The organism is Epilithonimonas sp. KH_059 (assembly GCF_057838485.1).
This window is the reverse complement of the sequence record NZ_CM174468.1, coordinates 1,408,995-1,432,831: the sequence shown is the minus strand read 5'-3', so window position 1 is coordinate 1,432,831 and position 23,837 is coordinate 1,408,995. Positions and strand designations below refer to the sequence as shown.

General features: G+C 40.4%; 20 protein-coding genes. 5 read left to right on the top strand and 15 right to left on the bottom strand.

The genetic code is table 11. The annotated features are described in order from the left end of the window. Positions 1-3: 3 nt before the first annotated feature. Entirely contained in the window at positions 4-543 is a 540-nt protein-coding gene (gene msrB / locus AC3IRX_RS06735; RefSeq protein WP_489209131.1) for a peptide-methionine (R)-S-oxide reductase MsrB, read from the top strand. Between the two features lie 115 nt (positions 544-658). Then, a complete protein-coding gene (locus AC3IRX_RS06730) occupies positions 659-1,423 on the top strand; it encodes a murein L,D-transpeptidase catalytic domain family protein (protein WP_489209129.1) in 765 nt (254 codons plus the stop codon). A 107-nt stretch (positions 1,424-1,530) separates the two neighbouring features. On the opposite strand, the gene AC3IRX_RS06725 is transcribed toward AC3IRX_RS06730, so the two are convergent. The 4 genes from AC3IRX_RS06725 to AC3IRX_RS06710 form a co-directional block, all read right to left on the bottom strand. Continuing rightward, the gene (locus tag AC3IRX_RS06725) at positions 1,531-4,182 is read right to left on the bottom strand and encodes a TonB-dependent receptor domain-containing protein (protein ID WP_489209127.1); all 2,652 of its coding nucleotides are present in this window, start codon (positions 4,180-4,182) and stop codon (positions 1,531-1,533) included. 207 nt (positions 4,183-4,389) lie between these two features. Beyond that, on the bottom strand, positions 4,390-4,764 hold the full coding sequence (locus AC3IRX_RS06720; protein ID WP_489209125.1) for a hypothetical protein: 375 nt from the start codon (positions 4,762-4,764) through the stop codon (positions 4,390-4,392). 81 nt (positions 4,765-4,845) lie between these two features. Next, positions 4,846-5,529, bottom strand: a complete 684-nt coding sequence (locus AC3IRX_RS06715) for a C40 family peptidase (RefSeq protein WP_459083172.1) — start codon at positions 5,527-5,529, stop codon at positions 4,846-4,848. Between the two features lie 569 nt (positions 5,530-6,098). Further along, positions 6,099-8,297, bottom strand: a complete 2,199-nt coding sequence (locus AC3IRX_RS06710) for a glutamine synthetase III family protein (protein WP_489209123.1) — start codon at positions 8,295-8,297, stop codon at positions 6,099-6,101. Positions 8,298-8,635: 338 nt separating this feature from the next. On the opposite strand from AC3IRX_RS06710, the gene AC3IRX_RS06705 reads away from it, so the two are divergent. Further along, positions 8,636-10,315: a DUF6909 family protein gene (locus tag AC3IRX_RS06705; protein ID WP_489209121.1), complete on the top strand. Its 1,680-nt coding sequence runs from the start codon at positions 8,636-8,638 to the stop codon at positions 10,313-10,315. Between the two features lie 46 nt (positions 10,316-10,361). Here the strand turns inward: AC3IRX_RS06705 and AC3IRX_RS06700 are convergent, their stop codons facing one another. Next, entirely contained in the window at positions 10,362-11,753 is a 1,392-nt protein-coding gene (locus AC3IRX_RS06700; protein ID WP_489209119.1) for an aspartate kinase, read from the bottom strand. A 148-nt stretch (positions 11,754-11,901) separates the two neighbouring features. Here AC3IRX_RS06700 and AC3IRX_RS06695 point away from each other — a divergent pair, with 148 nt between their 5' ends. Further along, complete coding sequence (locus AC3IRX_RS06695) at positions 11,902-13,746, top strand: M1 family metallopeptidase (RefSeq protein WP_489209118.1); 1,845 nt, start codon at positions 11,902-11,904, stop codon at positions 13,744-13,746. Positions 13,747-13,776: 30 nt separating this feature from the next. Continuing rightward, positions 13,777-14,544, top strand: a complete 768-nt coding sequence (locus tag AC3IRX_RS06690) for a type III pantothenate kinase (protein ID WP_489209116.1) — start codon at positions 13,777-13,779, stop codon at positions 14,542-14,544. A 1-nt stretch (position 14,545) separates the two neighbouring features. Here AC3IRX_RS06690 and AC3IRX_RS06685 read toward each other — a convergent pair whose 3' ends face one another. The 10 genes from AC3IRX_RS06685 to AC3IRX_RS06640 all read right to left on the bottom strand — a co-directional run bounded on the left by AC3IRX_RS06685 (position 14,546) and on the right by AC3IRX_RS06640 (position 23,721). Continuing rightward, on the bottom strand, positions 14,546-14,983 hold the full coding sequence (locus AC3IRX_RS06685; protein ID WP_489209114.1) for a nucleoside deaminase: 438 nt from the start codon (positions 14,981-14,983) through the stop codon (positions 14,546-14,548). Between the two features lie 88 nt (positions 14,984-15,071). Continuing rightward, positions 15,072-15,542: a DUF6702 family protein gene (locus AC3IRX_RS06680; RefSeq protein WP_489209112.1), complete on the bottom strand. Its 471-nt coding sequence runs from the start codon at positions 15,540-15,542 to the stop codon at positions 15,072-15,074. A 62-nt stretch (positions 15,543-15,604) separates the two neighbouring features. Then, the gene (locus tag AC3IRX_RS06675) at positions 15,605-16,327 is read right to left on the bottom strand and encodes an LOG family protein (protein WP_489211477.1); all 723 of its coding nucleotides are present in this window, start codon (positions 16,325-16,327) and stop codon (positions 15,605-15,607) included. A 39-nt stretch (positions 16,328-16,366) separates the two neighbouring features. Beyond that, on the bottom strand, positions 16,367-17,080 hold the full coding sequence (locus tag AC3IRX_RS06670; protein ID WP_489209110.1) for a nucleotidyltransferase family protein: 714 nt from the start codon (positions 17,078-17,080) through the stop codon (positions 16,367-16,369). A 4-nt stretch (positions 17,081-17,084) separates the two neighbouring features. Then, the gene (locus tag AC3IRX_RS06665) at positions 17,085-17,495 is read right to left on the bottom strand and encodes a RapZ C-terminal domain-containing protein (protein ID WP_489209108.1); all 411 of its coding nucleotides are present in this window, start codon (positions 17,493-17,495) and stop codon (positions 17,085-17,087) included. 11 nt (positions 17,496-17,506) lie between these two features. Beyond that, positions 17,507-18,529 carry an aminoglycoside phosphotransferase family protein gene (locus AC3IRX_RS06660; protein ID WP_489209107.1) on the bottom strand — a complete coding sequence of 341 codons (1,023 nt, stop codon included), beginning with the start codon at positions 18,527-18,529 and terminating at the stop codon, positions 17,507-17,509. Positions 18,530-18,634: 105 nt separating this feature from the next. Next, a complete protein-coding gene (locus AC3IRX_RS06655; RefSeq protein WP_489209106.1) occupies positions 18,635-19,639 on the bottom strand; it encodes a cation diffusion facilitator family transporter in 1,005 nt (334 codons plus the stop codon). 60 nt (positions 19,640-19,699) lie between these two features. Next, a complete protein-coding gene (locus tag AC3IRX_RS06650; protein ID WP_489209105.1) occupies positions 19,700-20,689 on the bottom strand; it encodes an aspartate-semialdehyde dehydrogenase in 990 nt (329 codons plus the stop codon). Positions 20,690-20,706: 17 nt separating this feature from the next. Beyond that, positions 20,707-21,147, bottom strand: coding sequence for a hypothetical protein (locus AC3IRX_RS06645; RefSeq protein ID WP_489209104.1), 441 nt, complete (start codon positions 21,145-21,147; stop codon positions 20,707-20,709). Positions 21,148-21,228: 81 nt separating this feature from the next. Next, entirely contained in the window at positions 21,229-23,721 is a 2,493-nt protein-coding gene (locus AC3IRX_RS06640) for a TonB-dependent receptor (RefSeq protein ID WP_489209103.1), read from the bottom strand. Positions 23,722-23,837: the final 116 nt, after the last annotated feature.

The window sequence follows — 23,837 nt, the reverse complement described above, 5'->3', positions numbered from 1 at the left end:
CAAATGAGAAAATTTCTATTAATATTGGGAGGTATACTACTTCTGCAAGCGTGCTCGCAGAGTTATTCTCCTATTAAGTCCAACGTTATGCAAGATTCTACATCAAAAAACAATCCATACTTTTCTCCGAATGACTCTACAGCAGTAAGCAAAAGCAATGAAGAGTGGAAAGAAGTGCTCGCACCTGAGCTCTATTATATTGCGCGAGAAAAAGGAACCGAGCGTCCTTTTAGTGGTAAATACAACGAATTCGACCAGCACGGCGACTATTATTGTGCAGTTTGTGGTAACCATTTGTTTAGGAGCGACCAAAAATTTGCTTCCACTTGCGGTTGGCCTAGTTTCTTTGAGGCCGATAAGAATGGAGTCTCCTACATGCGAGATTCTACCCACGGAATGGAAAGGATTGAGGTTCTTTGCAAGAAATGCAGTTCGCACCTTGGACATGTTTTTAACGACGGTCCCAAACCTACGGGCGTTCGTTACTGCATGAATTCGGTGAGTCTTACTTTTGTTGCTGACACTCAAAAAGAGGCAGAGTAATAAGAATTCCAGCTGTTAACGTTGTTATAAAGTTCTGTTAAAGTGTTTCATAATAACGCTCTGATTGTTATGATTTTATAAATTTGCAATCGCAAATCTATTTAACATAATATTCATGACAAAGAAAATACTGCTCTCTCTCGTTTCTGTTTTGGCCTTAAGTACGTCTTATAAATCATCAGACTCAGCTAACTCAACGGGCACAAAAGAAGCTAAATCAGATACTTCTGCCTACGTGGCCTTACCTGAAGCAAGCGTAGAGAAGAGTTCAATGTCCCAGATCGTATTGAGTTCATACAACCGACTTGATTTTTCAAATATGAACGAGCTAAGTTTTGAGGTGTTTGAAAAAGCAATGTCGGGATTCGAAAATCTCAAAAAAGCAGGGGAAATTAAGGAAGAGACCGTTTTATTGACCGTTTTAGATTTTTCCAAATCTTCGAATGAAAAACGTCTGTGGGTGATTAATACAGAAACAGGAGAGATCCTGTTTAATGCACTAGTTGCACATGGGAAAAACACCGGGGAGGAATTCGCTCAGAACTTCTCGAATACCGAAAGTTCTCTTCAAAGCAGCCTTGGCTTCTACCGTACGGATTTAACCTATCAAGGGGGTAACGGATACTCTTTAAAATTGCACGGGCTCGACAAAGGATATAACGACGCTGCATTTCGTCGTGCTATTGTAATGCACGGTGCAAACTATGTAAACGAAAATTTCGCAAAACAACATCAGCGTATTGGCCGAAGCTGGGGATGTCCCGCTGTTTCTTCTGAACTAGCGAAACCTATTATTAATACCATTAAGGACGGAAGCGTTTTGTTTATATACTATCCAGATCAGTCCTACTTAAATGAAACGAAATGGCTCAAAAGCTAAGAGCTCTGAACATCGAAAATAAAATGAACCTGATTCTTGAGAGAGTCAGGTTCATTTTGTTTTAAAGTGGAATGCATTCTATTCCAGTATTTAAATCTGTTGGCACGTTAAAATTTTACATCAATTCCAATGTAAAAATTAGCAGGCATGATGGGCGCATAGATCATTCCGCCATCGAAATAATTTCCAAAAGGATTCTGCGCATCGATAATGGCAAGGTCCTGCGTATAAGACGTTAAGTTTTCACCCCCAAGATAAACTCGGAATTTTGAGGAGAAATCTCGTGCGATCTGCGCGTTTAGGGTACTGTACGATGGGGAGTAAGAAGCAAGCCTAAATTCCGCTGGGTTTTGCTCTGTAAGAGGTAGTCTTTGCTTTCCAACATAATTTAGGGTCGTGTCAAAACTCCAAAAGGCACCCTTGTCATTCTTTGTTGTGGCATAGGCTATATTGAGGAAGCCTCGGTGCTTTGCCATAAATGGAGCTTGTTTTTCGCCACTGTGGTACTCTGCCTTTACATCGTAATATTTGTAGGCTAAGCGAACGTCAAAGTTTCTTATTGGACTTAGGTCAAATTGAGTTTGAAAACTGTTCGCGTAAGATTTATTCTTAAGATTGTAGAAAAGAATTTTATGTGTGGATTCGTCCAAATCTAAAATGACCTGGTTTTGGAAATCGGTACGGAAAAAATCGACAAGTACTGCGGCACTGCGACCAAATAGTTTTAATTGTTGGTTAAAGCTAACACCATAATTCCAGGCGATTTCGGGATCTAAGCCATAAAGATCGTCTCTTGATTTTTCCACTTCAATTTGACGATTTGAAGCAAGGTAAGCTTGGCTTTCTGCAAAAATATTGGCAGTTCTAAAGCCTCTTCCTGCGGAAAGGCGAAGGGTAGTAGAAGGCGAAAGATCGTAACGGAAATTTAAGCGTGGAGTGAATTGTGTTCCGGCTAAATTATGGAAATCCGCTCTTGCCCCTGCTACTAAAGCATAGTTAAGTCCAGTTAGAGTGTATTCAAAAAATACACCTGGGACCGTTTCTGTCCTTTCGATTGGGTCCTCTCGATATACTTCATCAAATCGGTCGTAAAGGAAGCTTATCCCCGTTTTGTACTTATGGTTTGTGTTTCCAATAATGCTTTCAAAGACCAAGTTAGAGTAAAAGGTTTGTTGCTCTCCCAAGTAATTTCGAAGCCCAAAGAAACTATCCTGCTCATGGTAGGTGTATTGGTTCATCAGGCCAAGGCTTTGATAGGGTTTGCCCTTGAAGATGTATCCTGTTTTATTCCATACTTGAAATCTTGAGATATCAATGCCTACACCGTAAGCACTTTGCTCTGAGGCGGCCTTGTGTTTATCAAAGAGAGTCTGTCCACCAATGCGGGAATCTCGTACTAAGTTAATTCCAAAGTGGCTCCCCCAACCTGAGTGGTCCAGGTCATTGAAATTTAAGAGATACGCTAAGTTCATTTGTTCTCCTGTCGGTTGGTCCAAAAACCCATCCTGGTTGTGGTCTTCTTTCCCAAGGGTTGCATTTCCATGCAGAAGGATGCTTTGGTTCCAATGTTCATTTAGACTTGAGGTATGCGTAAGGTTCATCTCGGTTCTTGCATTTTGATCGACGAACAAATTGAGCTGGGTCTCATTTTCCCCTGAAAATTTACGCAGCTCCGTGTTGATTTGCCCCGTGATGCTTTCATAGCCACTCGTCACGGTACTTCCCCCTTTGGTGAGTTGAATTCCTCCTATCCACCTTCCAGGGATGAAATTAAGACCGTATGCGGTGGCTAGACCACGGATCTCAGGCAAGAGTTCCTTTGTAAGGGCGGTGTATTTTTGATCCAGCCCTAGCATTTTAAGCTGCTTGGTTCCGGTCACTGCATTGCTATAGGATACATCGACTGTTGCATTCGTTTCAAAGCTTTCTGCAAGATTGCAGCAGGCTGCTTTTAGAAGTTCTTTTTCCCCAATGTTGAAAACAAGCCCTGCGCTCTTTCTGTCAAGTGCCGTTGCCGCTTTGGTCTTTACAAGGGAAACCGTTTCTAAGTTGGTTTCTCGACCTTCAGGAGTAGTGGTGTCGGACGCGTCCTTGTCAAAATGAACAAGCTTGCTAATTTGCCCTAATGGAAGATTACGATCATACAAACAGCAATCCGGTAAATTTTTATACACCTTATCTTCTGCCGTGAAAAGTTCATTGTCGTGCCCAACCTTTGCGATTTCTTTGAGAATGGCTTCGGCTGAGGTTCTCGACTCGTCAAATTCAAGAGTTAGTTTCTGCGTTAAGGGGGTCCATTTTGCCTCAGTGGCACCCGCTTTTTTCGCGGTTGATTCGATGCGCAATTGACAGGATTCGCAGTTTCCTCTTACGAAATATTCGTTTGAATGCTTATGATAAGTAGAATCTACTTCTAAGAAAGAAGGCTCACGTTCGTACATACAGCAGGCGGGAAGCTTTTTATAGGCTGCTTCCGATGCTTGCATGTATTGATTGTCATGTCCTGCCTCTGCAATCTTCGTGAAAATAGCGGGTATGGAGGTCTTTTGGGAATCATACTGCACGGATAGAGTTTGACTGCTAACGTCCCATGCTGCAGTCGCCGCGCCTGCTGCTTTCGCACTTGATTCAATTCGCTCTTTGCAGAGCTCACAATTTCCTTTGACTAAGGCGCTATGTTCATGCGTTGTTTGCGCCTGAAAACTACTGCTGATAAGCAGTTGGCTCAAAAATAGGAAGAATTTTATAGTAAATTTCATTAGACTAGTTCGTTGTATAATTTTTAGTTCATCCTTCCGTAGGTATTAGAAAAGTTCCCTTTATTGAAAATGGAGCTTTCGGGGTCCTCTTAAGGAAGTCTCGCAGCCGGAATGCCGTAAACTCCTTGCTTAGGCTAGGATGAATTTGGTGTGTAATAATGGGGAAGAGATTGGAAAGGAGCGTGCGTCCTACATCCAATAAGGGGTCTAGCCTATTTTAGGAGGCTGCCATATGTCCTTGTTGCTGTTTAAAACGAAAGGAGATAAGTAACTATAAGTACTTGTTCTAAATTTTCGATCCGAACGAAGGCTGGTGTCTGTGGAGCTCGAATTGAGTAGGGGAGTTCCGACATGCAGACATAAACCACAGTGCTGTGCACAATGTGAGTCGCAATTTTGATCCGAAGAGGAATTTGAGTTATCCGCACCCGAATCTGATGGTTGCATGGGATTATGGCATGGATCTGAGCTTTGGGTCTCGCAGCAATTGAGCGCCATGATTTGCGCAGAAAAATTTTGCTGTGGAAGTAATAGAACTCCCAAGGATAAAAGGATTAAAAAAAGCTCGAGTTTGCGTTTCATTGCGAATGCAAAATTAGGAAATACTTCTGAGGGCAAAAAAAATAAACCGCTAGAAAATTTCTAGCGGTTGATATTTTTCAATTAATTAATCTTACTATTATTCTGTGCTAAATTTTGCGCATCCATAAAGCCGTCGTTTATAACGCGTTTGGCGAATCTGAATTTTGGACCCCAATAACGATCGCTAAGTGGGGAAATCATTACACCTCTAGAGGTTGCTGCATGAATGAAGTGAATTTCTCCGTTGCTATCCACATCGTGAACAATTCCTACGTGCGATATTCTACCTCCTCTAGAGAAGAACACTAAATCTCCTTTGCGGATGTCTTCTTTAGCGATTTGTTCTCCTTCTTTTGCTTGGGAAGCGGCTACTCTTGGTAAGTTAAGTCCCATAGTAGCTCCAAAAACAGAAAGTACGAAAGCACTGCAGTCAATTCCGTTTCTTGTGTTGCCACCGTAACGGTAAGGAACTCCAAGATAAGATTCTGCTTCTGCTAAGAGACCGTCCATTTTTTTCTCAAACTGAATGGTCTTCTCAATTTCCGCCGCTTTGTTAGCCGTTTCGACAGAAGCTAGAGCCATGTCGATTTGTTGAGAAGGGGTTAAATCTTTCTTTAAAAAGTTGAGAGTCTTAGGACTTACAGCTGCCAGTTTGGCATCTGTTTTGTATAATATGGGTTGAGTAACAACGTAGTTCGAAACGCAAGATTGTAATGTGAATACAGAAGTAATTACAGTCACATAAAATAGAACTCTTTTCTTCATATATATTTGATTATCTGTGTTATAGATATTATTTACTTTGATTTTGACTAGACAAATGTAGATAATAGAGCCAAAAGATGCTGTTTTTCAAAATTGAAAACACCCTTTTTTAACACATTTTAACATTATCATGCGATATGTTAAAGAAAGACGGTCCGCAATCCCTTTATTTGGGGGTTGCGGCTTTTTATTTTGTTAAGGTTTATTAACATTTATTGTTTCGGTCTATTTATTATATAAATCTATCCTATAATTCCATAAAAGTGGAGGGGCGGAAGTGCTCTATATTTGTCATATTGTAAGGTCTGTCTTGTAATGAATTATAGATCTTGAAATCTGTACTTTTTAACGCTGATCTTAAGTTTTAGGAAGCAAGAAAGAAATGAGTTGAGGATCTAGTATCTTAAGCAGCGCATTGCGCTTTTAATTTATTTCCTTTGTGGGAATCTTTCAACCTAGATTGAAAAGGATACGGAAGGAAACCAGAAGGAAAGAAGAAGAGCGCAAATTCAAGGAGATTCCCTGGGTTTGCGCTCTTCTTTAAATAAAGCTTTTGTAGCCGCTTTTTTCTATCTTGTAAATAGAAGTTCGCGGTACTTTGTCATAGGCCAAAGTTCATCGTCTACAAGCATTTCGAGTGTATCGCATGCCTCTCGAATTTTATCAAATCGGGGTCTTACATCGTCGCAGTATTTTTCGGCTTGCTTTTGTCCGTGCTCTTTTTCGGCTTTGTCTTTTGCTTCTAAGAGTTCATCTACCCCCACTTTGATTTGAGATACATTATGGGAAATGCTTCGAATTAAATCCATTTGCTCTTTAGCAAGCGTTTGAAATTCTTTATCTGTGAAAATTTCTTTTAGGCCTTTTACATTGTCTATCAATCGGTTTTGATAAGATAAAGCGGCAGGCACAATGTGATTTCTTGCAATGTCTGAAAGGACTTTGGCTTCAATGTCAATCTCCGTTGCATATTTCTCTAACTTGATTTCGTTACGAGCTTCAAATTCTCTATGATTATAGATTCCGAGTCCTTCATACAGTTGAATGAATTTTTCGTCAAGTTCACTTTTCAGAGCTTCGGGAGTGGTTCTAAGGTTGTTGAGGCCTCTTTTTTTGGCTTCTTTAGGCCAGTCATCAGAATAGCCATCCCCTTCAAACATGATTTGCTTGCAGTCCTTAATGTATTCTCTTAAGACGTTGAACAAAGCTTCGTCTTTCTTGAGTTTTTTTTCTGCAATCAATCCATCGACTTGGAGTTTAAACTCTTTCAATTGTTGAGCTACGATTGCGTTAAGTACGGTCATCGGTTCTGCGCAGTTCGCGGAAGAACCTACAGCTCGGAATTCAAATTTATTTCCTGTGAATGCAAAAGGAGACGTTCGGTTACGATCCGTATTGTCCAAAAGGATTTCTGGAATCTTACCCACCACGTTTAATTTAAGTTCCGTTTTTTCTTCAGGGGAAAGTTTTCCGTCGGTTACTTTCTCAAGTTCTTCCAGGACACCAAATAGCTGGGTGCCTATAAAGGCCGATATAATAGCAGGGGGAGCTTCGTTTGCCCCAAGGCGGTGATCGTTGCTTGCTGTCGCAATTGAGGCGCGAAGTAGATCTGCATATACGTGTACAGCTTTAAGGGTATTGACAAAGAAGGTAAGGAACTGAAGGTTTTTCTTTGGGTTTTTACCTGGACTCAATAGATTCTCTCCTGTATCCGTTGCCAGTGACCAGTTGTTATGCTTTCCGCTTCCGTTTACTCCTTGAAAAGGTTTCTCATGAAATAGAATGTGAAAGTGGTGTTTGTGTGCCACTCTGGCCATGATGTCCATTAGTAAGGAGTTGTGATCGACCGCTACATTCGTCTCTTCAAACATTGGAGCAAGCTCAAACTGGTTGGGAGCAACTTCGTTATGACGAGTCGTGACTGGGATTCCAAGTTTCATGCTTTCGATTTCCAATTCTTTCATGAAGTTCATGACTCGCGTTGGAATCGATCCGAAATAATGGTCGTCTAATTGTTGGCCTTTGGCCGGGGAATGGCCTAGCAAAGTACGACCTGTAAAGATTAGATCGGGTCTTGATTGGTAAAGAGCGCTGTCAATTAGAAAATACTCTTGTTCCCAACCTAAGGTAGGGGTTACTTTGGTGATGTTTTTGTCAAAGTAAGCTTTGCATACTTCGGTCGCAGCATCGTCTACGGCTGACAAAGCTCTTAATAGTGGCGTTTTATAATCTAGTGTTTCTCCCGTATACGAAATGAAGATGGAGGGGATGCAAAGGGTAGTACCCATGATGAAGGCAGGAGATGTCGGGTCCCACGCTGTGTACCCACGGGCTTCGAACGTATTTCGAATTCCACCATTAGGGAAAGAGGAGGCGTCAGGTTCCTGTTGGATCAGCATGGCTCCGCTAAAGCGTTCAATGGCTCGGTCGCTTTCGAAAGGAGTGAAGAAACTGTCATGTTTTTCCGCAGTGGTTCCCGTTAGAGGTTGAAACCAGTGAGTGTAATGCGTTGCTCCTTTCGAAAGAGCCCAATCTTTCATGGCAACAGCAATTTGATCCGCAATTAATCGAGGGGTTTTCGTTCCTTTTTTAATGGCGTCTTGGATAAAGGTGAAAGCTTCCTTTGTTAAATAACTACGCATGGTCTCTTCCGAGAATACGTTTTCACAAAAGAGTTCCGATAATTTTTTAGGAACTTCGATCGCGTTGTTTTTTCTGTAATCGCGAAAGGGAAGTTGCGACAGGGCGTTGAATCTTAGTGTTGGCATAGTGAAGTGTTTAGACTGCAAATTTAAATAAAAAACCAATTCAAAATAAAAAAATAGAAAAAAATAGGGGGTCTAGTTTGAAATTAATATCATTTAGACATTTGTACCTTGTGTATTTAGGGGTGTTTGTGGTTAATTGTGGATTTTTCTTAGAAATTGTTTTTTACCAGTATGTCTTTCTATGACCCGAATCCATGTGGATTGCCTACCTACTTAGACGTGATTTTTGTCGAACGGATCATTTCATAGGATGAACTCATAGATTCACAAAAGATTAATTTAATTTTCATTAACTTTGTGCGTCATTAATTGTAAATTTAACAATCTAAATATAATTTATGGCGACCAATTTAAAAGCACGCGAAACGACAGAAGCTATTGAAAGGCTCTATGTCACGATGCGTCACTTATTCTATAGAGGTTTCTTCAAGCCGGGCGGCATATCGGGAGAAACAATTCGAAACCTTTTAATGACTATTTCACCTGAGATCTATGGATCGATGGGAATCAAAAACAAAGTGGAACTAGACGGTTTGCTTTATGTTCTTGATCGTTTGCCAGCAGGAATTGAAGAAACGGCATTTGTTCATTTGACTTCAGACGAAGGATTTGAGAAGGGAAGCTTCGAGCTTATCGTTCCAAAGAAACGAAGACGGAATTGCTACCGTATTGATTCTCATCAAATGAATATTGAAGTCCTTTTAGGACGCTCTGAGATTTACGACATCTTAACTCACTTAACCTTCTTATATATAGAGGCGGATAAAATTCGAGAAATCGCTTTCCATCAAGGAGAAAACTATGCGCCTACAAGAACCTGGCGAATTATTGAAGAAGTAGCCCTAGGGGAGAAAAAATTAAGCCGCAAAGAGAAGGAAGTGGCATTAATTCACTTGTCTTCACTTTTAGGAAGAACCTTTGAGGAAGTCCTTCAGGCTTATCATAACTTTGGAGACGATCAGAATCCCGATCGCCTTTTCAAAATCATTTACCATTTAGGAAACAATTCCTTAAATGATTTAAAAGGAATTAGAGAAAGAGAAATTTTCTTCAGTGCTATTCTAAGGGAAAGGGTAGGTCACCACCTTTTCGGAGAACGCTGGGCCAATCAATTAAAAGAGGAACTCGTCAGTCGAGGACTTCAAATGAAACCTCTCCATATCATCTCGGCGAACATGCACTCCGTTAAAAATATGCTGTTTGCAGACAATGCTTTAGGACAGAAATCCGCTTCAAGTGATGTGGATTATACGCTGTACGAAGAGATTAGTAATAAAAGAACATTGCAAGAAAAGATTTTAACTTATTCTGTGAAGCATGGACTTACGTACGTAAAAGATCACAGTGGAAGTAATATCGATGTTCAAATTATTGACCTCTCAAAAGTAAATCTTAAAAATACACCATTTGGATCCTTAGGATTTAAGGGAGACGATGTGGTACTCGTGTTTGACTATGCGTTCGGGGAACAAGCTTTTGAAGTAATGGACGAGTTATTACGACCTTATCAGTCCAATGAAGAGGTATATACGATGAAAGTGAAGTCCATTTCCATTATGGGAAAAGCCGGAATTTTAACGGGACAGAAAGGAGATATCATGATTCCGAACTCGCATATATTTGAAGGAACGGCCGACAACTATGTGTTTGAGAACGCCTTGAATATAGAAGATTTTAAAGACGATGAAATTAGTGCTTATGAAGGCTCAATGCTTACAGTTCTTGGAACTTCTCTTCAGAACAAAGACATCCTTTCTTACTTTATGAATTCTACATGGAACACAGTGGGACTAGAAATGGAAGGAGCGCACTACCACAAAGCCATTCAAGTGGCCTCCAAGATTAGACACCACATTTCACCGGATTTATTTGTTTGCTATGGCTATTACGCCTCAGACAATCCCCTTGAAACAGGCAGTACTCTTTCGTCAGGAGGATTAGGACTCACCGGAGTGAAACCCACTTATATGATTACTAGACGAATTCTAGAAAAGATTCTTCTGTCTTCCCAATCATAAGATATACTATATACTACAGGTCGCCCTTGGGCGACCTGTAGTTGCTTTAGGCCTGAGGGCTACAGAGTTCCTTATTAAGCGCTTGAATCGCTTTGTTGTAATGTTCGCGTTTAATAATAAACTGTAGGTTTACTTGCATAAGGGACTGTCCGTAGCATTCAATGTTTATCTCGTTTTCATAAAAGGCCTTCGCGGCTCTATATAAAAAGCCGGGGCCTTTAATGTTTGTACCCATTGCACAGACAATGGCTGCCTCGATAGTTGAGACCCGATAAAAGGTAGCTGTAAGCTCCTCAATGAGCTTATGAGCCTTTTCTTGGTCCCACACCACCATTGTAATCGAGTTTGCATTCGTGGATTTGAATACATAACTGACTTCGTGCTTTTGGAAATAGCTCATAATGCGCGCATCAAAACCCACCTCACTCACCATAAGCGGATCATGAATTTCAATAGCAATCATTTGGTTGGATCCTGAAACGATTTCTACGCGCGCCTCCTTTGAGATGTAATTCTTTGAAATGAGAGTTCCCTCGTGTAGAGGCTCAAAGGTGTTTTTGATTCGGATGTTAATTCCCGCAAGTTCAAGCGGTTTTGCAGCCTTTGGATGGATTGCCTCCATGCCTATGTCTGCCAGTTGGTCAGCTACGATGTAATTGGTTTGCCCTACAGGCGCGCAGATCTCGACCCCCACAATGGCTGGATCTGCGCTCGAAAGGTGGTACTCTTTGTAAATGATGGCTTCTTTCGCCTTTAATTCCACTGCAATTTTGCTAAAAGTAACCTCCGAGTATCCTCGGTCAAATGCTCTCATGATACCTTCTGTCCCCTTGGTATAGCCTGTACAGATACAAACTGTTTTTGATAGATCAAGGTCCTTAAATTCGCGTTTAATTCTCCCATCAATCGTAAGAGGTTCATTGTCATTGAATCCACATAGATCGATGAATTTTGCATTAAACCCTTTGCTTTGTACAATATTAACGGAGTTCCATGCTGAATGTGCCTCTCCAATGGAGGCGAGTATTTCTCTGGCTGCAAGTCGAATGTCGTTTGGGTTTACATATCCCGAAGCCATGACTTGACTTAGACTTACAAGCATAGTTTTAGCCTGCTCAATGCGACCCGAAATAAACTGAGCTGCCTTTTTGGGATCAAGGCCTAATGGGACGTACTTTTCATTGATTTCTAAAAGTTTCTCTAACAGTTCGTCTAAAGCCTCACTGTAATTTTTATTTTCGACAAAACGGCCATAGACTCCCTTCTCTCCTGTTTTTTTATGCTCTAAGAGCCAGTTTGTCACATGACTGTAGGCGGAGACTACAAACACTCTCTCATAAGGATTTGTGTTCGCCGACGTTGTGCGAAGGATAATGTTTTCTAGGACGTCTCCAAATTGACTCATGGAGGTTCCTCCAATTTTCTCTACCGTGACCATCGATTTTCATTTTGCTTGCAAAAGTAGTAAAGTTTCTTTTTGAAATTGAGGAAAAATCTAAAAAGTACGTGTGAAGGCAGTCTCTTTCATACGCTCGATTTTGAAATTTGCGAAATTTCCGTAACTTTCCCTCAAATTTAAGTGTTTCATGAAAAAAACTATGTTTCTAGCGCTAAGTCTTTTAAGCGCTTTTTTATTTGGTCAAAAAGAGGCGTACTATCAGCAGCATGCGAAGTACAAAATGGAAATTGATGTAGATGCGGAGCATTTTACCTACAAAGGAAAACAGACTCTTACCTACACAAACAATTCTCCAGACGAATTAAAAATAGTTTATTTTCATCTGTATTGGAACGCGTTTAAGCCGGGTTCAATGATGGATCAAAACGTTTCGAATCAAGGCATAAATGGAGATAGCCGTTTGCAAGTGGGAGGCGTTTCTCGTCTTGCTAGCATTCCTATCGAAGAAGAAGGGGTTCAAAACATACGTTCTATTAAGCAGAATGGGGCCGACCTGCGTTTTGAGATCCAAGAAACCATTATGAAAGTGGTTTTAAATGAGCCGATAAAACCAAATTCCTCAACAGTATTCACTTTAGATTGGGATGCAGTTGTACCCTATCAAATCCGTCGTGCGGGTAGAAACAATAGAGAAGGCATTGATATGACCATGACCCAGTGGTATCCGAAAATCGCGGAGTACGATTACGATGGTTGGGCGACGTTCGATTACATTGGACGTGAATTTCATGCTCCCTTCAGTGATTACGATGTGACAATTAAAATTGACAAAGACTATGTACTTGGTGCAGGAGGTATACTTCAAAACCCGGGAGAAGTCAAAGGATATGAGGACAATGCACAAGTAAAAACGGACAAAGAGGGCAAGGCTACTTGGCGCTGGAAAGCAAGCAATATTCTTGATTTTGCTTGGGCTGCAGACCGTGACTACACGGTGGAGAGTTTTACTGTTTTGGATGGACCTAAAGTATATTACGTTTATCAGAAAAACGAAAAAACAGCTCTTTGGCAGGAAAGTAAGCCTCTTATTACAAAATATTTTCAAATTATGAACGCCGATTTTGGGCGTTACGCCTACCCAAGTTATTCGTTTATTCAAGGCGGTGACGGAGGTATGGAGTATGGAATGGCTACAATGGTCTTAGGAGAGCACAGAACTCTTGAGCGACTTGTAGGATTGATGGTTCATGAGGGTTCGCATATGTGGTTCCAACAAATGCTTGCTACGAATGAAAGTATGAAACCGTGGATGGATGAAGGGTTTACAAGCTATGCTTCTACCAAAGTGATGAGTCAGCTTTTTCCTCCTGCAGAACCACAAAGCAATCCTTTTGTGGGAACTTTAAGAAGCTATGCAAATTTCACGAAGACAGGAAAAGAAGAACCTGCTTCTTGGTTAGGAGATCACCATGATGATGGAAGAGCTTATAGTGTGGCAAGTTATACAAAGGGAGAAACCTTCCTTGTTCAATTAGGTTATATCGTAGGGGAAAAAAATCTTTCTCTTATTATGAAAGAATACTTTACACAGTGGAGTTTAAAACATCCTTCTGATCGTGATTTCATGCATATTGCACAGAAAATATCAGGCATGGACCTGAAATGGTTTTACCACTACTGGATCAATACGGTAAAAACAATTGATTATGCGATTAAAAATGTAGAGTATTCCGAAGGAGTAACAAAAATTACTTTATTGAACAAAGGAGGAGTTCCTATGCCGATTGATTTTAGTGTTCTGACTGCAGACCAAAAGATTGTGAATTACCAAATTCCCATGAACATGACTAGAGAATGGAAGAAAAGTGATTTGTATGGATCCTTTACAACTCTGCATTATTGGCCATGGACGCAAAAAGAATATACGTTTGTGATTCCTTATGGGAAAGAGCAAATTAAGGCTCTTGGAATTGATTTTTCAGGTCGTTTGGCAGACGTGAATTTAGAAGATAATTATACAGAAGTGCAATAAGTTCAATCTGGATTAAACTAGAAATTGAAGATGAATGCAATAGTAGTCAATATCGGGAATACCAATATTCGTTTTGGTCTCTTTATAGAGGATGAGTGTCAAAAATCATGGATTATTAATACCAAACCTTATCGCACGAGAGATGAGCTTTATATGCAGTTTCTAATGCTGTACCAAACTTATTCTGTAAAGATAGAAGACATCGAACTTCTAGTCATTGGGTCTGTTGTTCCTCAACAGACCCATGACATTGTTCGGGCCCTAGAAAAAATTCATCAAAGTAAAGGCTTAAGAGCGGTTTTGGTCGATCGAAATACTCCCTCGGCTGTGCATGCGAAAAGCAAGCAAATGGGGACGGACATCTATGCCAACCTAGTGGCTGCTCATAATTTGTATCCTGAACGAAAAAAAATCATTTTAGATTTCGGAACTGCCCTTACGGCAAGTTGCGTGGATGAAATTGGGGAAACCTTAGGCGTAATCATTGCACCGGGTATTATTACGGCCTTGAACTCCCTTGTAGGACAAACGGCCCAGCTTCCTGAGATTGAACTTGTAAAGCCTAAAAGCGTTCTTGGACTAGATACCGTCTCATGCATGCAGAGCGGAATGGTCTATGGATATTTAGGGATGGTTGAAGGGTTTATCGATCGCATAAATGAAGAAGTAAAAGATCAGTGCATGGTAATTGCGACCGGCGGTGTATCGCATGTGTACAAACCGCTCACGACAAAAATTGACATTGGCGATAAGCTCCATACTCTAAAAGGGCTTTATTATTTAGGGAAACACAACTAAGTTACTTTCTTTTCGATTGGAAAAACTCTAAAAGTAGGGATTTACATTCGTCTTCAAGAACCCCGGTAAGCACTTTGGTTTTCGGGTGTAATTTGAGGCTATGTTTTAAATAGCCCTTTGCAGGATCAGGAGCCCCGATCACCACATTTGAAATTTGACTCCAATTTAGAGCTCCTGCGCACATCACGCAAGGTTCTAAGGTTACGTAGAGTGTACAGTCTAGGAGATACTTCCCTCCAAGATAATTAGCCGTACTGGTGATTGCTTGCATTTCTGCATGAGCGGTGACGTCATTTAGAGTTTGAGTCAAATTGTGACTACGTGCTAAGATTCGATCTTTGGCCACGACAATGCAGCCTACAGGTACCTCGTCTTTTTCAAAGGCAGCCTTCGCTTCGTTTAGCGCTAAGCGCATATAATAATCGTGAGTGAATTCCATAGGTTTTTATGAGTTCGCTTATTTCTGAAAATAGAAAAAGGCTTAACGAGATCGTATAGCCTTTTAGTAGTCGTTTGAATTTTTACGTTTAAAATGCAACCTGATTGGTTTCTCTTCCTCGCGTGAAGTTCATTGTTTTTTGTTGTCCTTTGTAGGCAACGTTTACAACATTGAACTGTTTCGGATACGTTTCAAGTAAGATCGAATTTCGAATTTTTAATTCGCTGATTTCACTTACGCCTTTCGCTTCAAAATATACCCAAACAGACTCTCCATTTACTTGGCTGCCTGTAAAGGTTAGTGTTTTTGCGCTACCATTCACATGGACATCTACATTTTTATTGACATAGCGCTTCACCTCCGCTTCAAATCCAGCTGTTTCCGGCCTAATTTTAATGGCATTAGAAATGTGCTCCGTGTTTAATTTGGTGGTAAACTTAAGTGTTTTAGTACCCTCGACATAATCCACTTTGGTCATTGAGGAGTAAAAGTCTGCACTAGTGGAACTCCTCATTAAGAAAAAGGCCAAAAGTGCAAATATGTATAATTTAATATTCATTATAATTTAAATCTAATTGCAAATATAAGATTTATGATATAATCTCAAATAATATGCCATTACTAGAAATTAACATCAATCGTGTATTTGTCATAGAAAGCTTTAATATGAGCAGCTGCTTCTTCAGCGCTATCTACGACTCGGTAAAGTGATAGATCCTGCTCTGAAATAAGCCCGTTTTCTAAAAGAGTATTTTTGAACCAATCCAGTAGTCCACCCCAAAACTTAGAGCCTACAAGTACAATAGGAAAGCGTGCCACTTTTTGGGTCTGGATTAGGGTTATAGCTTCGGAAAGTTCATCGAGGGTCCCAAATCCTCCAGGCATAACGACAAACCCTTGGGAATACTTCATAAACATCACTTTGCGAACAAAGAAATAATTGAAGTCCATCGAGTAGTGCTTGTCGATATAAGGATTGAAATGCTGTTCAAATGGAAGTTCAATGTTGAGTCCAATTGATTTTCCACCTGCCATATGTGCTCCCTTGTTTCCTGCTTCCATGATACCTGGGCCTCCTCCTGTAATAATTCCAAAACCGATTTCGGTGATTAGGCGAGAGATTTCCACAGCCATTTCGTAGTAAGGATCGTCCTCACTGAGCCTAGCAGATCCAAAGATGGAGACACAAGGACCAATTTTCGCCATTTTTTCATAGCCATCCACAAATTCGGACATCACTTTGAAAACCATCCAGCTGTCTTTGGTGACCGTTTCATCCCAGGTTTTTTCTTTGAAACTCATTTGAACGCGTTGGTCAATTTCTTGCTCGGGGCCTGCAACCATTTTGGTTAGACCTTTATCTCTTTTTATTTTTTTCATAATTTAATTAAAGTGTTTTTCTGCTTCGATCACGGATTCGGGACGTCCTACGTCTACGAACATCGCTTTGTGTTCAAAGCCCTGTATGATCCCTTCCCGCATATGGTCAAGATACTCGTCCATGATGGAAAATTTCCCTGTTCTTTTCATTTTTTTGAAAAAACCAGAATTCATACAGTGAATTCCACTAAATGCAAGTGCGTGAAGAGTGCTTGCGGGTGCGGCAAGGCGCTCTTCGCCTGTACTTGTGTTTCTCCATCCTTTCAATTGGTTTTGATCCGTGAAAAGGAGTTTTCTTGAACTGGTTCTATTTGAAACTGCTAAAGTCACGAGACTTTCTCTGCTTGCATGAAAGTCTATGAGACTTTTAAGATTTAAATCCGTTAATATGTCTGAATTCATAATGATGAAGTCCTTCTCGTCTTCAAGAAATTCTTTTGCGAAGAGTAGACCTCCCCCGGTCTCAAGAAGTAGTTCAGACTCATCAGAGAATTCAATATTCGCGCCGAAATTAGAATTAAGGTCTAGAAATTCTCGGATTTGATCACCGAAATGGTGAAGGTTGATTACAAACGAGTTAATTCCGTAGGATTGAAGGTATCGGATGTTTCGTTCCAAAAGAGGAACTCCATTAACAGGCATTAAAGCCTTTGGGTGGGAATCAGTAAAAGGGCGAAGCCGTGTGCCTTTACCTGCTGCAAATAAAAGGGCCTTCATAGACTTAAACGTTTAAGTGCGGCTGTTCATCATGATGGACTGAAATTTCAAGCTCAGGATATTTTTGCTTTAAGTACTGGGCAGTAGTAATGGTCGCATAAACCGAGCGATGCTGGCCTCCTGTACATCCAAAATTAATTTGTAGGTGCTTGAAATCCCTGCTGAGATAATCTTCAATTGTAATGGACACCGCATTATGTATGGCCGTCAGAAATTCTGGCATTCTCGTTTGAGTTTCTAGAAACTCCGCGACTGGCAACTGTGCCCCGGTCATGGATTTGTATTCGTCGATTCGTCCAGGGTTTAGAATTCCTCTGCAGTCGAATGCAAACCCTCCGCCGTTTCCAGTTGGGTCCTTTGGAATACCACCCTTTTTATATGAAAAGCTATGAAGTTCAACGTGTAATACACTCATTTTTAATCGTTCTATTTGTTAATGCCCGTTTGTAATAGGGACTTGATTTTAGTTTGCGTTTTTGGCTCTTTAAGAGCCGTAATAACAGAAAGTAATTCTGGGAAGTGCCGCATTTCTTTCCATTGGGTAGATAGTGCCACCGCGTTTTTTATGCCCAGTTCAAGACTGCTTAAAAAATGGGCTTTTCGTTGTACAAGTCCTCGCATTCCATATGCTCCAAGTACCTGTAAGGAGCGAATGAAGCGCAATGGCATAACAGCTTGTCGAAGGGCTTGTCGATCAGTAGAAGCCTCAAACAAATTAATATAATAGTCAAGCATTTCTTTTCGAAATTTCGCTGAAAAAGGCGCCTTGGCTTGGTAAAGGAAGGACACGACATCGTAAAGAAGAGGTCCTTGCATGGCGGATTGATAATCAATGAAATAGGGTTTTTTATCAGAATCTAAAATGATATTCCTTGACTGAAAATCTCGAATCATTAGACCTTTAGGACTTAAGTTCTCTATGAGGTGTGTGAGTTGCTTAAACTCTAGAAGTAATTTAGTTTTGTGGTAAGATACCTCCAATAAATCAACGAGCAAAAATTTAAAGTAGTACAGGTCATGTAAGATCGGAAGCTCATTGTACGTTTCATACTCAAAGACCATTGAATAGTCGATACCATTTTGGGTCCTCATCTGCAGCTGATACAGATCCTCTAAGACACTTTGAACGATTGGTTTGATGTCGGGTGCGTTCGGATCTGCGAGAAGGTATTCAAAGAGGGTTTGCTCACCTAAATATTCTTGCAAATACATTTTTCGATCTGAAGAAATTTCTAGTATTTTTGGAGTATTCAGCTGAAGCGATTCGAACACTTTGGAAAAATACAGAAAACTTTCATTTTCTCGAACGTCTTCATTCGTCGTTAAAATGTAGCGATTCCCGTTTCCTTCCGCAATGTAATTCTTTCGAGCAGATCCACTTTGGGGGAGCTCAGTCAGAGTTCCTGTGGAATCTAAATAGCGGTCAAAAAAATCAGTTACTTCCTTCACGGGTTTGGTATATTTGAACTTAAGCAAATGTAAGGATTTGAAATCAAACTCGTAGGGTGATGCTTAGCGTTTGACGGGATGCAGTCGTAGGAAGTAAGGTGCTAATCATGCACTATTAACCGTGTGCTTATCAGGCTGCGTAATAGTTTTTAAGGTCCAAGGAATTTCTTTTTCAAATGCAAATTCGCGAACTGGACATGTGTCTAGATTACAGATTTTACAAGAGAAGGGTTTGCAGTCGTCCATATGAAAATTGAACTCTATTGGTCGCGAACTTTTAGAAGCGATTGTTTTTAAAACGGATTCCATTTCATCATGGGCTTCACGAAGCGAAAGGTAGTAGGGAAGTGTTAAGTGTGCGTCGATATGGAGTTTACTTCCATGCTGTTGAATTCGTACATTATGCAGATCCACCCACTGTTTTTCTCGAACCTCTTGCAATTCATTTGCAAGTCTTGCAATCATTGCAAGGTCGGCTTCATCCATGATGCCACTTAAAGCCTTTCGAATAATTTTATAGCCGACAATAATAATGTACCCCCCAATGAGTAGGGCGACTACCGAATCAATCCAGTTGATCCCAGTAAAATAAACTATTAGCAGGCTTAAAACGACCCCTCCAGTGGTTAATGTGTCACTTTGGAGGTGTTTTCCTGAACTTTGCAGAACGAGAGAATTCTCTTTAATTCCTTGTTTAATGGAATAGTAGCCCATTAGATAGTTGATAAGAGCTGTAGCTGCTATGATATATATCCCGGAATCGAGTTTTTGAAGGATGTTCCCATGGAGCAGAGAATCAATTGCTTCGATAATAATCATCACTCCAGCAAATATAATAAGGGCACCTTCAACGCCTGATGTTACAAACTCAACCTTTCCGTGGCCATATGGGTGGTCGTGATCCACCGGTTTGGCAGCGAGATATAGGGAATATAAACCCATAAAGGCTGCAATGATATTTACTATACTTTCAAGGGCATCAGAGAAGACCGCATCTGAGTTGGTTAAATGCCATGCTAGTACCTTTGCTATAAATAACAGAATACCAACTAACGCAACGGTTCGCTGAAAATTAAAATTCTTATTTACACCTTGAATTTGAGGTTTCACAGGCTTTGGTTTTAAAGTTAAAGTCATCTAACAAAACATCCCGCATGATGCAGGATGGAATTAAACTAAGTCTTTATGGACTAAATATTCGGCAATTTGCACCGTATTGGTTGCTGCTCCTTTTCGAAGATTGTCAGCAACAATCCATAGATTAATTGTTTTGGGCTGGGAAGGGTCTTTGCGAATACGTCCGACAAACACTTCATCTTTGCCTTCACTATAAAGTGGCATCGGATAACTGTTCGAATTTGGATCGTCCAGAAGAATAACGCCTGGTGTGGAGGCTAAAAGTTCTCTGATTTCTTCGAGTTCGAAGTCCTCTTCAAATTCAATATTCACACTTTCAGAGTGTCCTCCTTGAACTGGAACCCTTACTGCTGTTGCACTGAGTGAGAAGCTTTCATCATTTAAGATTTTTTTCGGCTCGGTCATCAGTTTTAGTTCTTCCTTGGTATACCCACTTTCTGTAAATACATCACAATGTGGTAATGCATTTTTAAAGATTTGGTATGGATATACTTTCTCAGGGGTTTCACCCTTAATTTCACTGGTTAATTGATCAACAGCTGCTTTTCCAGTACCAGTTACCGACTGATAAGTGGATACAATAACCCGCTTTAAATTAAACCGTTGGTTAAGTGGATGAAGGACCATAACAAGTTGAATCGTTGAACAATTCGGATTTGCAATGATTTTATCCTCGGAAGTTAGTACGGCGGCATTGATTTCTGGTACAATCAATTTCTTATTCGGATCCATTCTCCATGCGGAGGAATTGTCAATGACGAAGGTTCCCACCTCAGCAAACTTTGGTGCCCATTGCAAAGAAGTTTCCCCACCTGCGGAAAATAGGGCAATATCTGGCTGTTTGGAGAGTCCTTCTTCCAATGATACAACAAGATGTTCCTTTCCCTGATATAGAACGGTTTTTCCAACGGACCTACTCGAGGCAACGGGAATTAGCTCGGTGACTGGAAATTCACGCTCTTCTAAAACCTTCAACATAATTTGGCCCACCATACCAGTGGCACCAACAACTGCTACTTTCATTTTCTAGTATAGTATTTTTAAGCTCCGAATAGACGGCTCCATTGGAATGCCCATAGCATAAGGACAACTGCGATTAAAGCCATAATGAATGCTCCCATTGAAAGTTTTTCATTACTCTTAATACGCTTATTTGCTATGGTTAGAAGGATTGCCGCTAAAATCATTGCGGTTGGATGTTCAACATAAGTGTTCCGAGCCACTGCGTCACTCATCAGAGTACCTGCTTCCTTAGCCTGTTTGAATCCAGGAGAAAAGAAAAATAGCATTACTAGACCTAGTAAGGCTTGCAAGTGGAAAAAAATCATCGTAAAAAGAGAAGTCTTTCTAAGGAACTTGGTGATCGTTCCTGAATAGCCAAACATCACCATTACAAGCGATATGACCAGCAGGGCAATTAATAGAAGTAAAAGGTATGCAAATCCTCTATGCGCCTGTAGCATGATAAAAAACGTATCCATTGAATTGGGTTTAAATTAATGACAAAGATAAAAAAAATCCCGACTCGAAAGCCGGGATTTCATTAAGATATGCTCTAAATATTAGAACGTATAAGCTACAGAAGCATTCCAAGTTCTACCGAACCCGAAGTAAACTTCGTTATTCTTATTGATTCCGTTCCAGTTGTTAGCAGCGTTAGAATCGGCTGCAATGCTGGTTCTAGATTCAGCGATGTAGGTCGTGTCGAATAAGTTGTTCACATTTACTCTGAATTTCAGACCTTGAGCTTTTCCAAAGTTCCATTTTAATGTGGCACCTAGGTCAACAAGTCCGTAAGAAGGAAGTTCAACCGCTTTCCCTCGGTCATCTCTTCCATCAAGTACAGTTTGTGGATCGAATGCAGAGTATAATTTATCAGCATAACGGTATTGTGCATCTGCATTTAACCATTTTGTGATTTTAAAGTCCGCACCTAGAGCAGCAGTAAACTGCGCAGCATCTCCTACTTTAAGCCCATCAAGTGGTAATGATTTCGTATCGACTATTTCGTTATTTGCATCATCGATAAAGTGAGCAGTTGGGTTTGCGCTGTAGTTCCAATCTCCGATAGAAAGCATACCGAACACATTCATGAAGTGAAGCGGTTTCGCATTGAAGTCGAATTCAATTCCTTTATGGATTTCTGCCATTCCGATCATGTTTACAACAAGCGTTTCTCCACTAGTTGTATTTCTTGTTGTCGTTCTTTTATAGATGTCGTCCCAAGATGTTGAATAAACATTTAAGTTTGCATCAAAGAATGCTGATCTAAATCCGTAACCAATTTCAAATGAAGTAATTTTTTCATTTGTAAGATCTGGATTCACATCATTTCTATTGTTCAAGAAAACGGCACCAAAGAATGGTTGTCTTTCGTAGTATCCTGCATTCGCAAAAATATTGTGATTTTCATTGATGTTATAGTTAGCTCCCCCTTTTACGTTGAAACCTACTAGATTCACTTTTTCACTTTTTTGTTCTGCTGGTTCATAAAGCATATGGTCTACTCTCTGGAATCCTTGGTTCGAAACTGACCCCTGAACGAAGGCCGATAATACATCATTCGTGTATTCAACTTGTCCAAATCCACCGATCCAGTTTACAATCCCATCATTACTGTAAGCCATACGATCATTCACATCATTAACTTTTCCTCCAAATGGATTCCAGCTTGCGGATGCATCGAATGTATTCGTTATTCTGTTTGGTCTGTTATTGATATTTGAATTATCGGTATACCCTCTGTTTCCTAGTAAATCAGAAACGATTCTGTAGTGCATACCATCGTATTTTCTTGCATCAACACCAACAGTTGCGTTTAAGTTCTCGCTAAATTTGTGGTTCAAGCTAGAGATGATTCCAAACCAGTTGTGAGAGTTGATTGATGCTCTTCTAATGATACCATTTCTTCTGTTTCCGTCCGCTTCAAATGGATTTGCATCCGGTGCTCCGAAGTCGGCAACAGTGCCACCTTGGTTCCATTTTACAATATCGTCGAAACGAATTAGACCATCTGCAGTTCTAGGAAGTCTTGTGTAAGAATTGTTATCGATACCTCCAGCATCTCCAGATCCACCACCTCTACCGAAAGATGCGTAAGCAACAGAGTTTAATTTAGTCGTTTCATTGAATTTCCAATCCCAGTTCAAAGACATTACCGGTTTGTGGTAATAGTTACGAGTCATTGAATATTCCTCACCGTTCAAATATCCCCAGTTTTGGTTGTATTTTCTGTTTGGCTTGTCTTCGGATCCTCCGTATTGAATATGGTCAGAAATTTTAGATTGGAAAGATCTTTGGTTGTGCCATTGTGGTGCACCAGTGATTGTGAATTGGAAGTCGTGCTTAGCGTTAGGGTTGAAACCTAAAGCGAAGTAGTAGTTGTATCCTTCGAATTCTGTACCGTCGGCATACATGGAACCTGCAGTTCTACTCATTAAGATAGAAGAAGACCAACCAGATTCGTATTTACCTGTGTTGTAAGAGAATAAGGTTTTGTGGTATCCGTCGTTTCCAACACCTACCATAATGTTCCCTTGTTTCTTTTTGTCTGCTGCTCTAGTAAGAACGTTAATCGTTCCCCCAACGGAAGCAATCGCTAATTTAGAAGAACCTAGTCCTCTTTGAACTTGCATTGCAGAAGTTACGTCAGAAAGACCTGCCCAGTTAGACCAGTAAACAGCTCCGTTTTCCATGTCGTTCACAGGAACTCCATTGATCATTACCGCTGTGTTTCTTTGGTCAAATCCTCTTACGTTGATTCGAGAGTCTCCAAATCCACCTCCACCTTTAGTGGCGTATACGGAAGGAGTCGTGTTAAGGATTTCAGGAAATTCTTGGTTTCCCAGTCTTTCCACAATTACAGTTTCTCTAATAGTAGAAACAGCAACTGGTGTTTTTCTGTCTTTCGCGATGTCAGCGACTCCAGAAAGTACAACCTGCTCAATGTCTCTTTCTCTTTGAAGAGTGTCAGAGTTCTGAGCGAAATAAAAACTTGCAGTAGATAAAGTGACTACCGTCGCAAGCATTGATCTTTTGAATGGATTAAAATTCATAATGGTTTAATTAGGTAAAATTAATTTTCACGTGGCAAAAATACTATTAAAATTCAGATTACACATTAACGAATTGTTAATATTTGAAATCTCCGACTATTCCTCTTTATAATTGT

What these genes read in the sequence shown, in the direction of transcription:
- msrB (WP_489209131.1), top strand. Translation starts at nt 4, where the DNA reads ATGAGAAAATTTCTATTAATATTGGGAGGTATACTACTTCTGCAAGCG.
- AC3IRX_RS06730 (WP_489209129.1), top strand. Translation starts at nt 659, where the DNA reads ATGACAAAGAAAATACTGCTCTCTCTCGTTTCTGTTTTGGCCTTAAGT.
- AC3IRX_RS06725 (WP_489209127.1), bottom strand. Translation starts at nt 4,182, where the DNA reads ATGAAATTTACTATAAAATTCTTCCTATTTTTGAGCCAACTGCTTATC.
- AC3IRX_RS06720 (WP_489209125.1), bottom strand. Translation starts at nt 4,764, where the DNA reads ATGAAACGCAAACTCGAGCTTTTTTTAATCCTTTTATCCTTGGGAGTT.
- AC3IRX_RS06715 (WP_459083172.1), bottom strand. Translation starts at nt 5,529, where the DNA reads ATGAAGAAAAGAGTTCTATTTTATGTGACTGTAATTACTTCTGTATTC.
- AC3IRX_RS06710 (WP_489209123.1), bottom strand. Translation starts at nt 8,297, where the DNA reads ATGCCAACACTAAGATTCAACGCCCTGTCGCAACTTCCCTTTCGCGAT.
- AC3IRX_RS06705 (WP_489209121.1), top strand. Translation starts at nt 8,636, where the DNA reads ATGGCGACCAATTTAAAAGCACGCGAAACGACAGAAGCTATTGAAAGG.
- AC3IRX_RS06700 (WP_489209119.1), bottom strand. Translation starts at nt 11,753, where the DNA reads ATGGTCACGGTAGAGAAAATTGGAGGAACCTCCATGAGTCAATTTGGA.
- AC3IRX_RS06695 (WP_489209118.1), top strand. Translation starts at nt 11,902, where the DNA reads ATGAAAAAAACTATGTTTCTAGCGCTAAGTCTTTTAAGCGCTTTTTTA.
- AC3IRX_RS06690 (WP_489209116.1), top strand. Translation starts at nt 13,777, where the DNA reads ATGAATGCAATAGTAGTCAATATCGGGAATACCAATATTCGTTTTGGT.
- AC3IRX_RS06685 (WP_489209114.1), bottom strand. Translation starts at nt 14,983, where the DNA reads ATGGAATTCACTCACGATTATTATATGCGCTTAGCGCTAAACGAAGCG.
- AC3IRX_RS06680 (WP_489209112.1), bottom strand. Translation starts at nt 15,542, where the DNA reads ATGAATATTAAATTATACATATTTGCACTTTTGGCCTTTTTCTTAATG.
- AC3IRX_RS06675 (WP_489211477.1), bottom strand. Translation starts at nt 16,327, where the DNA reads ATGGTTGCAGGCCCCGAGCAAGAAATTGACCAACGCGTTCAAATGAGT.
- AC3IRX_RS06670 (WP_489209110.1), bottom strand. Translation starts at nt 17,080, where the DNA reads ATGAAGGCCCTTTTATTTGCAGCAGGTAAAGGCACACGGCTTCGCCCT.
- AC3IRX_RS06665 (WP_489209108.1), bottom strand. Translation starts at nt 17,495, where the DNA reads ATGAGTGTATTACACGTTGAACTTCATAGCTTTTCATATAAAAAGGGT.
- AC3IRX_RS06650 (WP_489209105.1), bottom strand. Translation starts at nt 20,689, where the DNA reads ATGAAAGTAGCAGTTGTTGGTGCCACTGGTATGGTGGGCCAAATTATG.
- AC3IRX_RS06645 (WP_489209104.1), bottom strand. Translation starts at nt 21,147, where the DNA reads ATGGATACGTTTTTTATCATGCTACAGGCGCATAGAGGATTTGCATAC.
- AC3IRX_RS06640 (WP_489209103.1), bottom strand. Translation starts at nt 23,721, where the DNA reads ATGAATTTTAATCCATTCAAAAGATCAATGCTTGCGACGGTAGTCACT.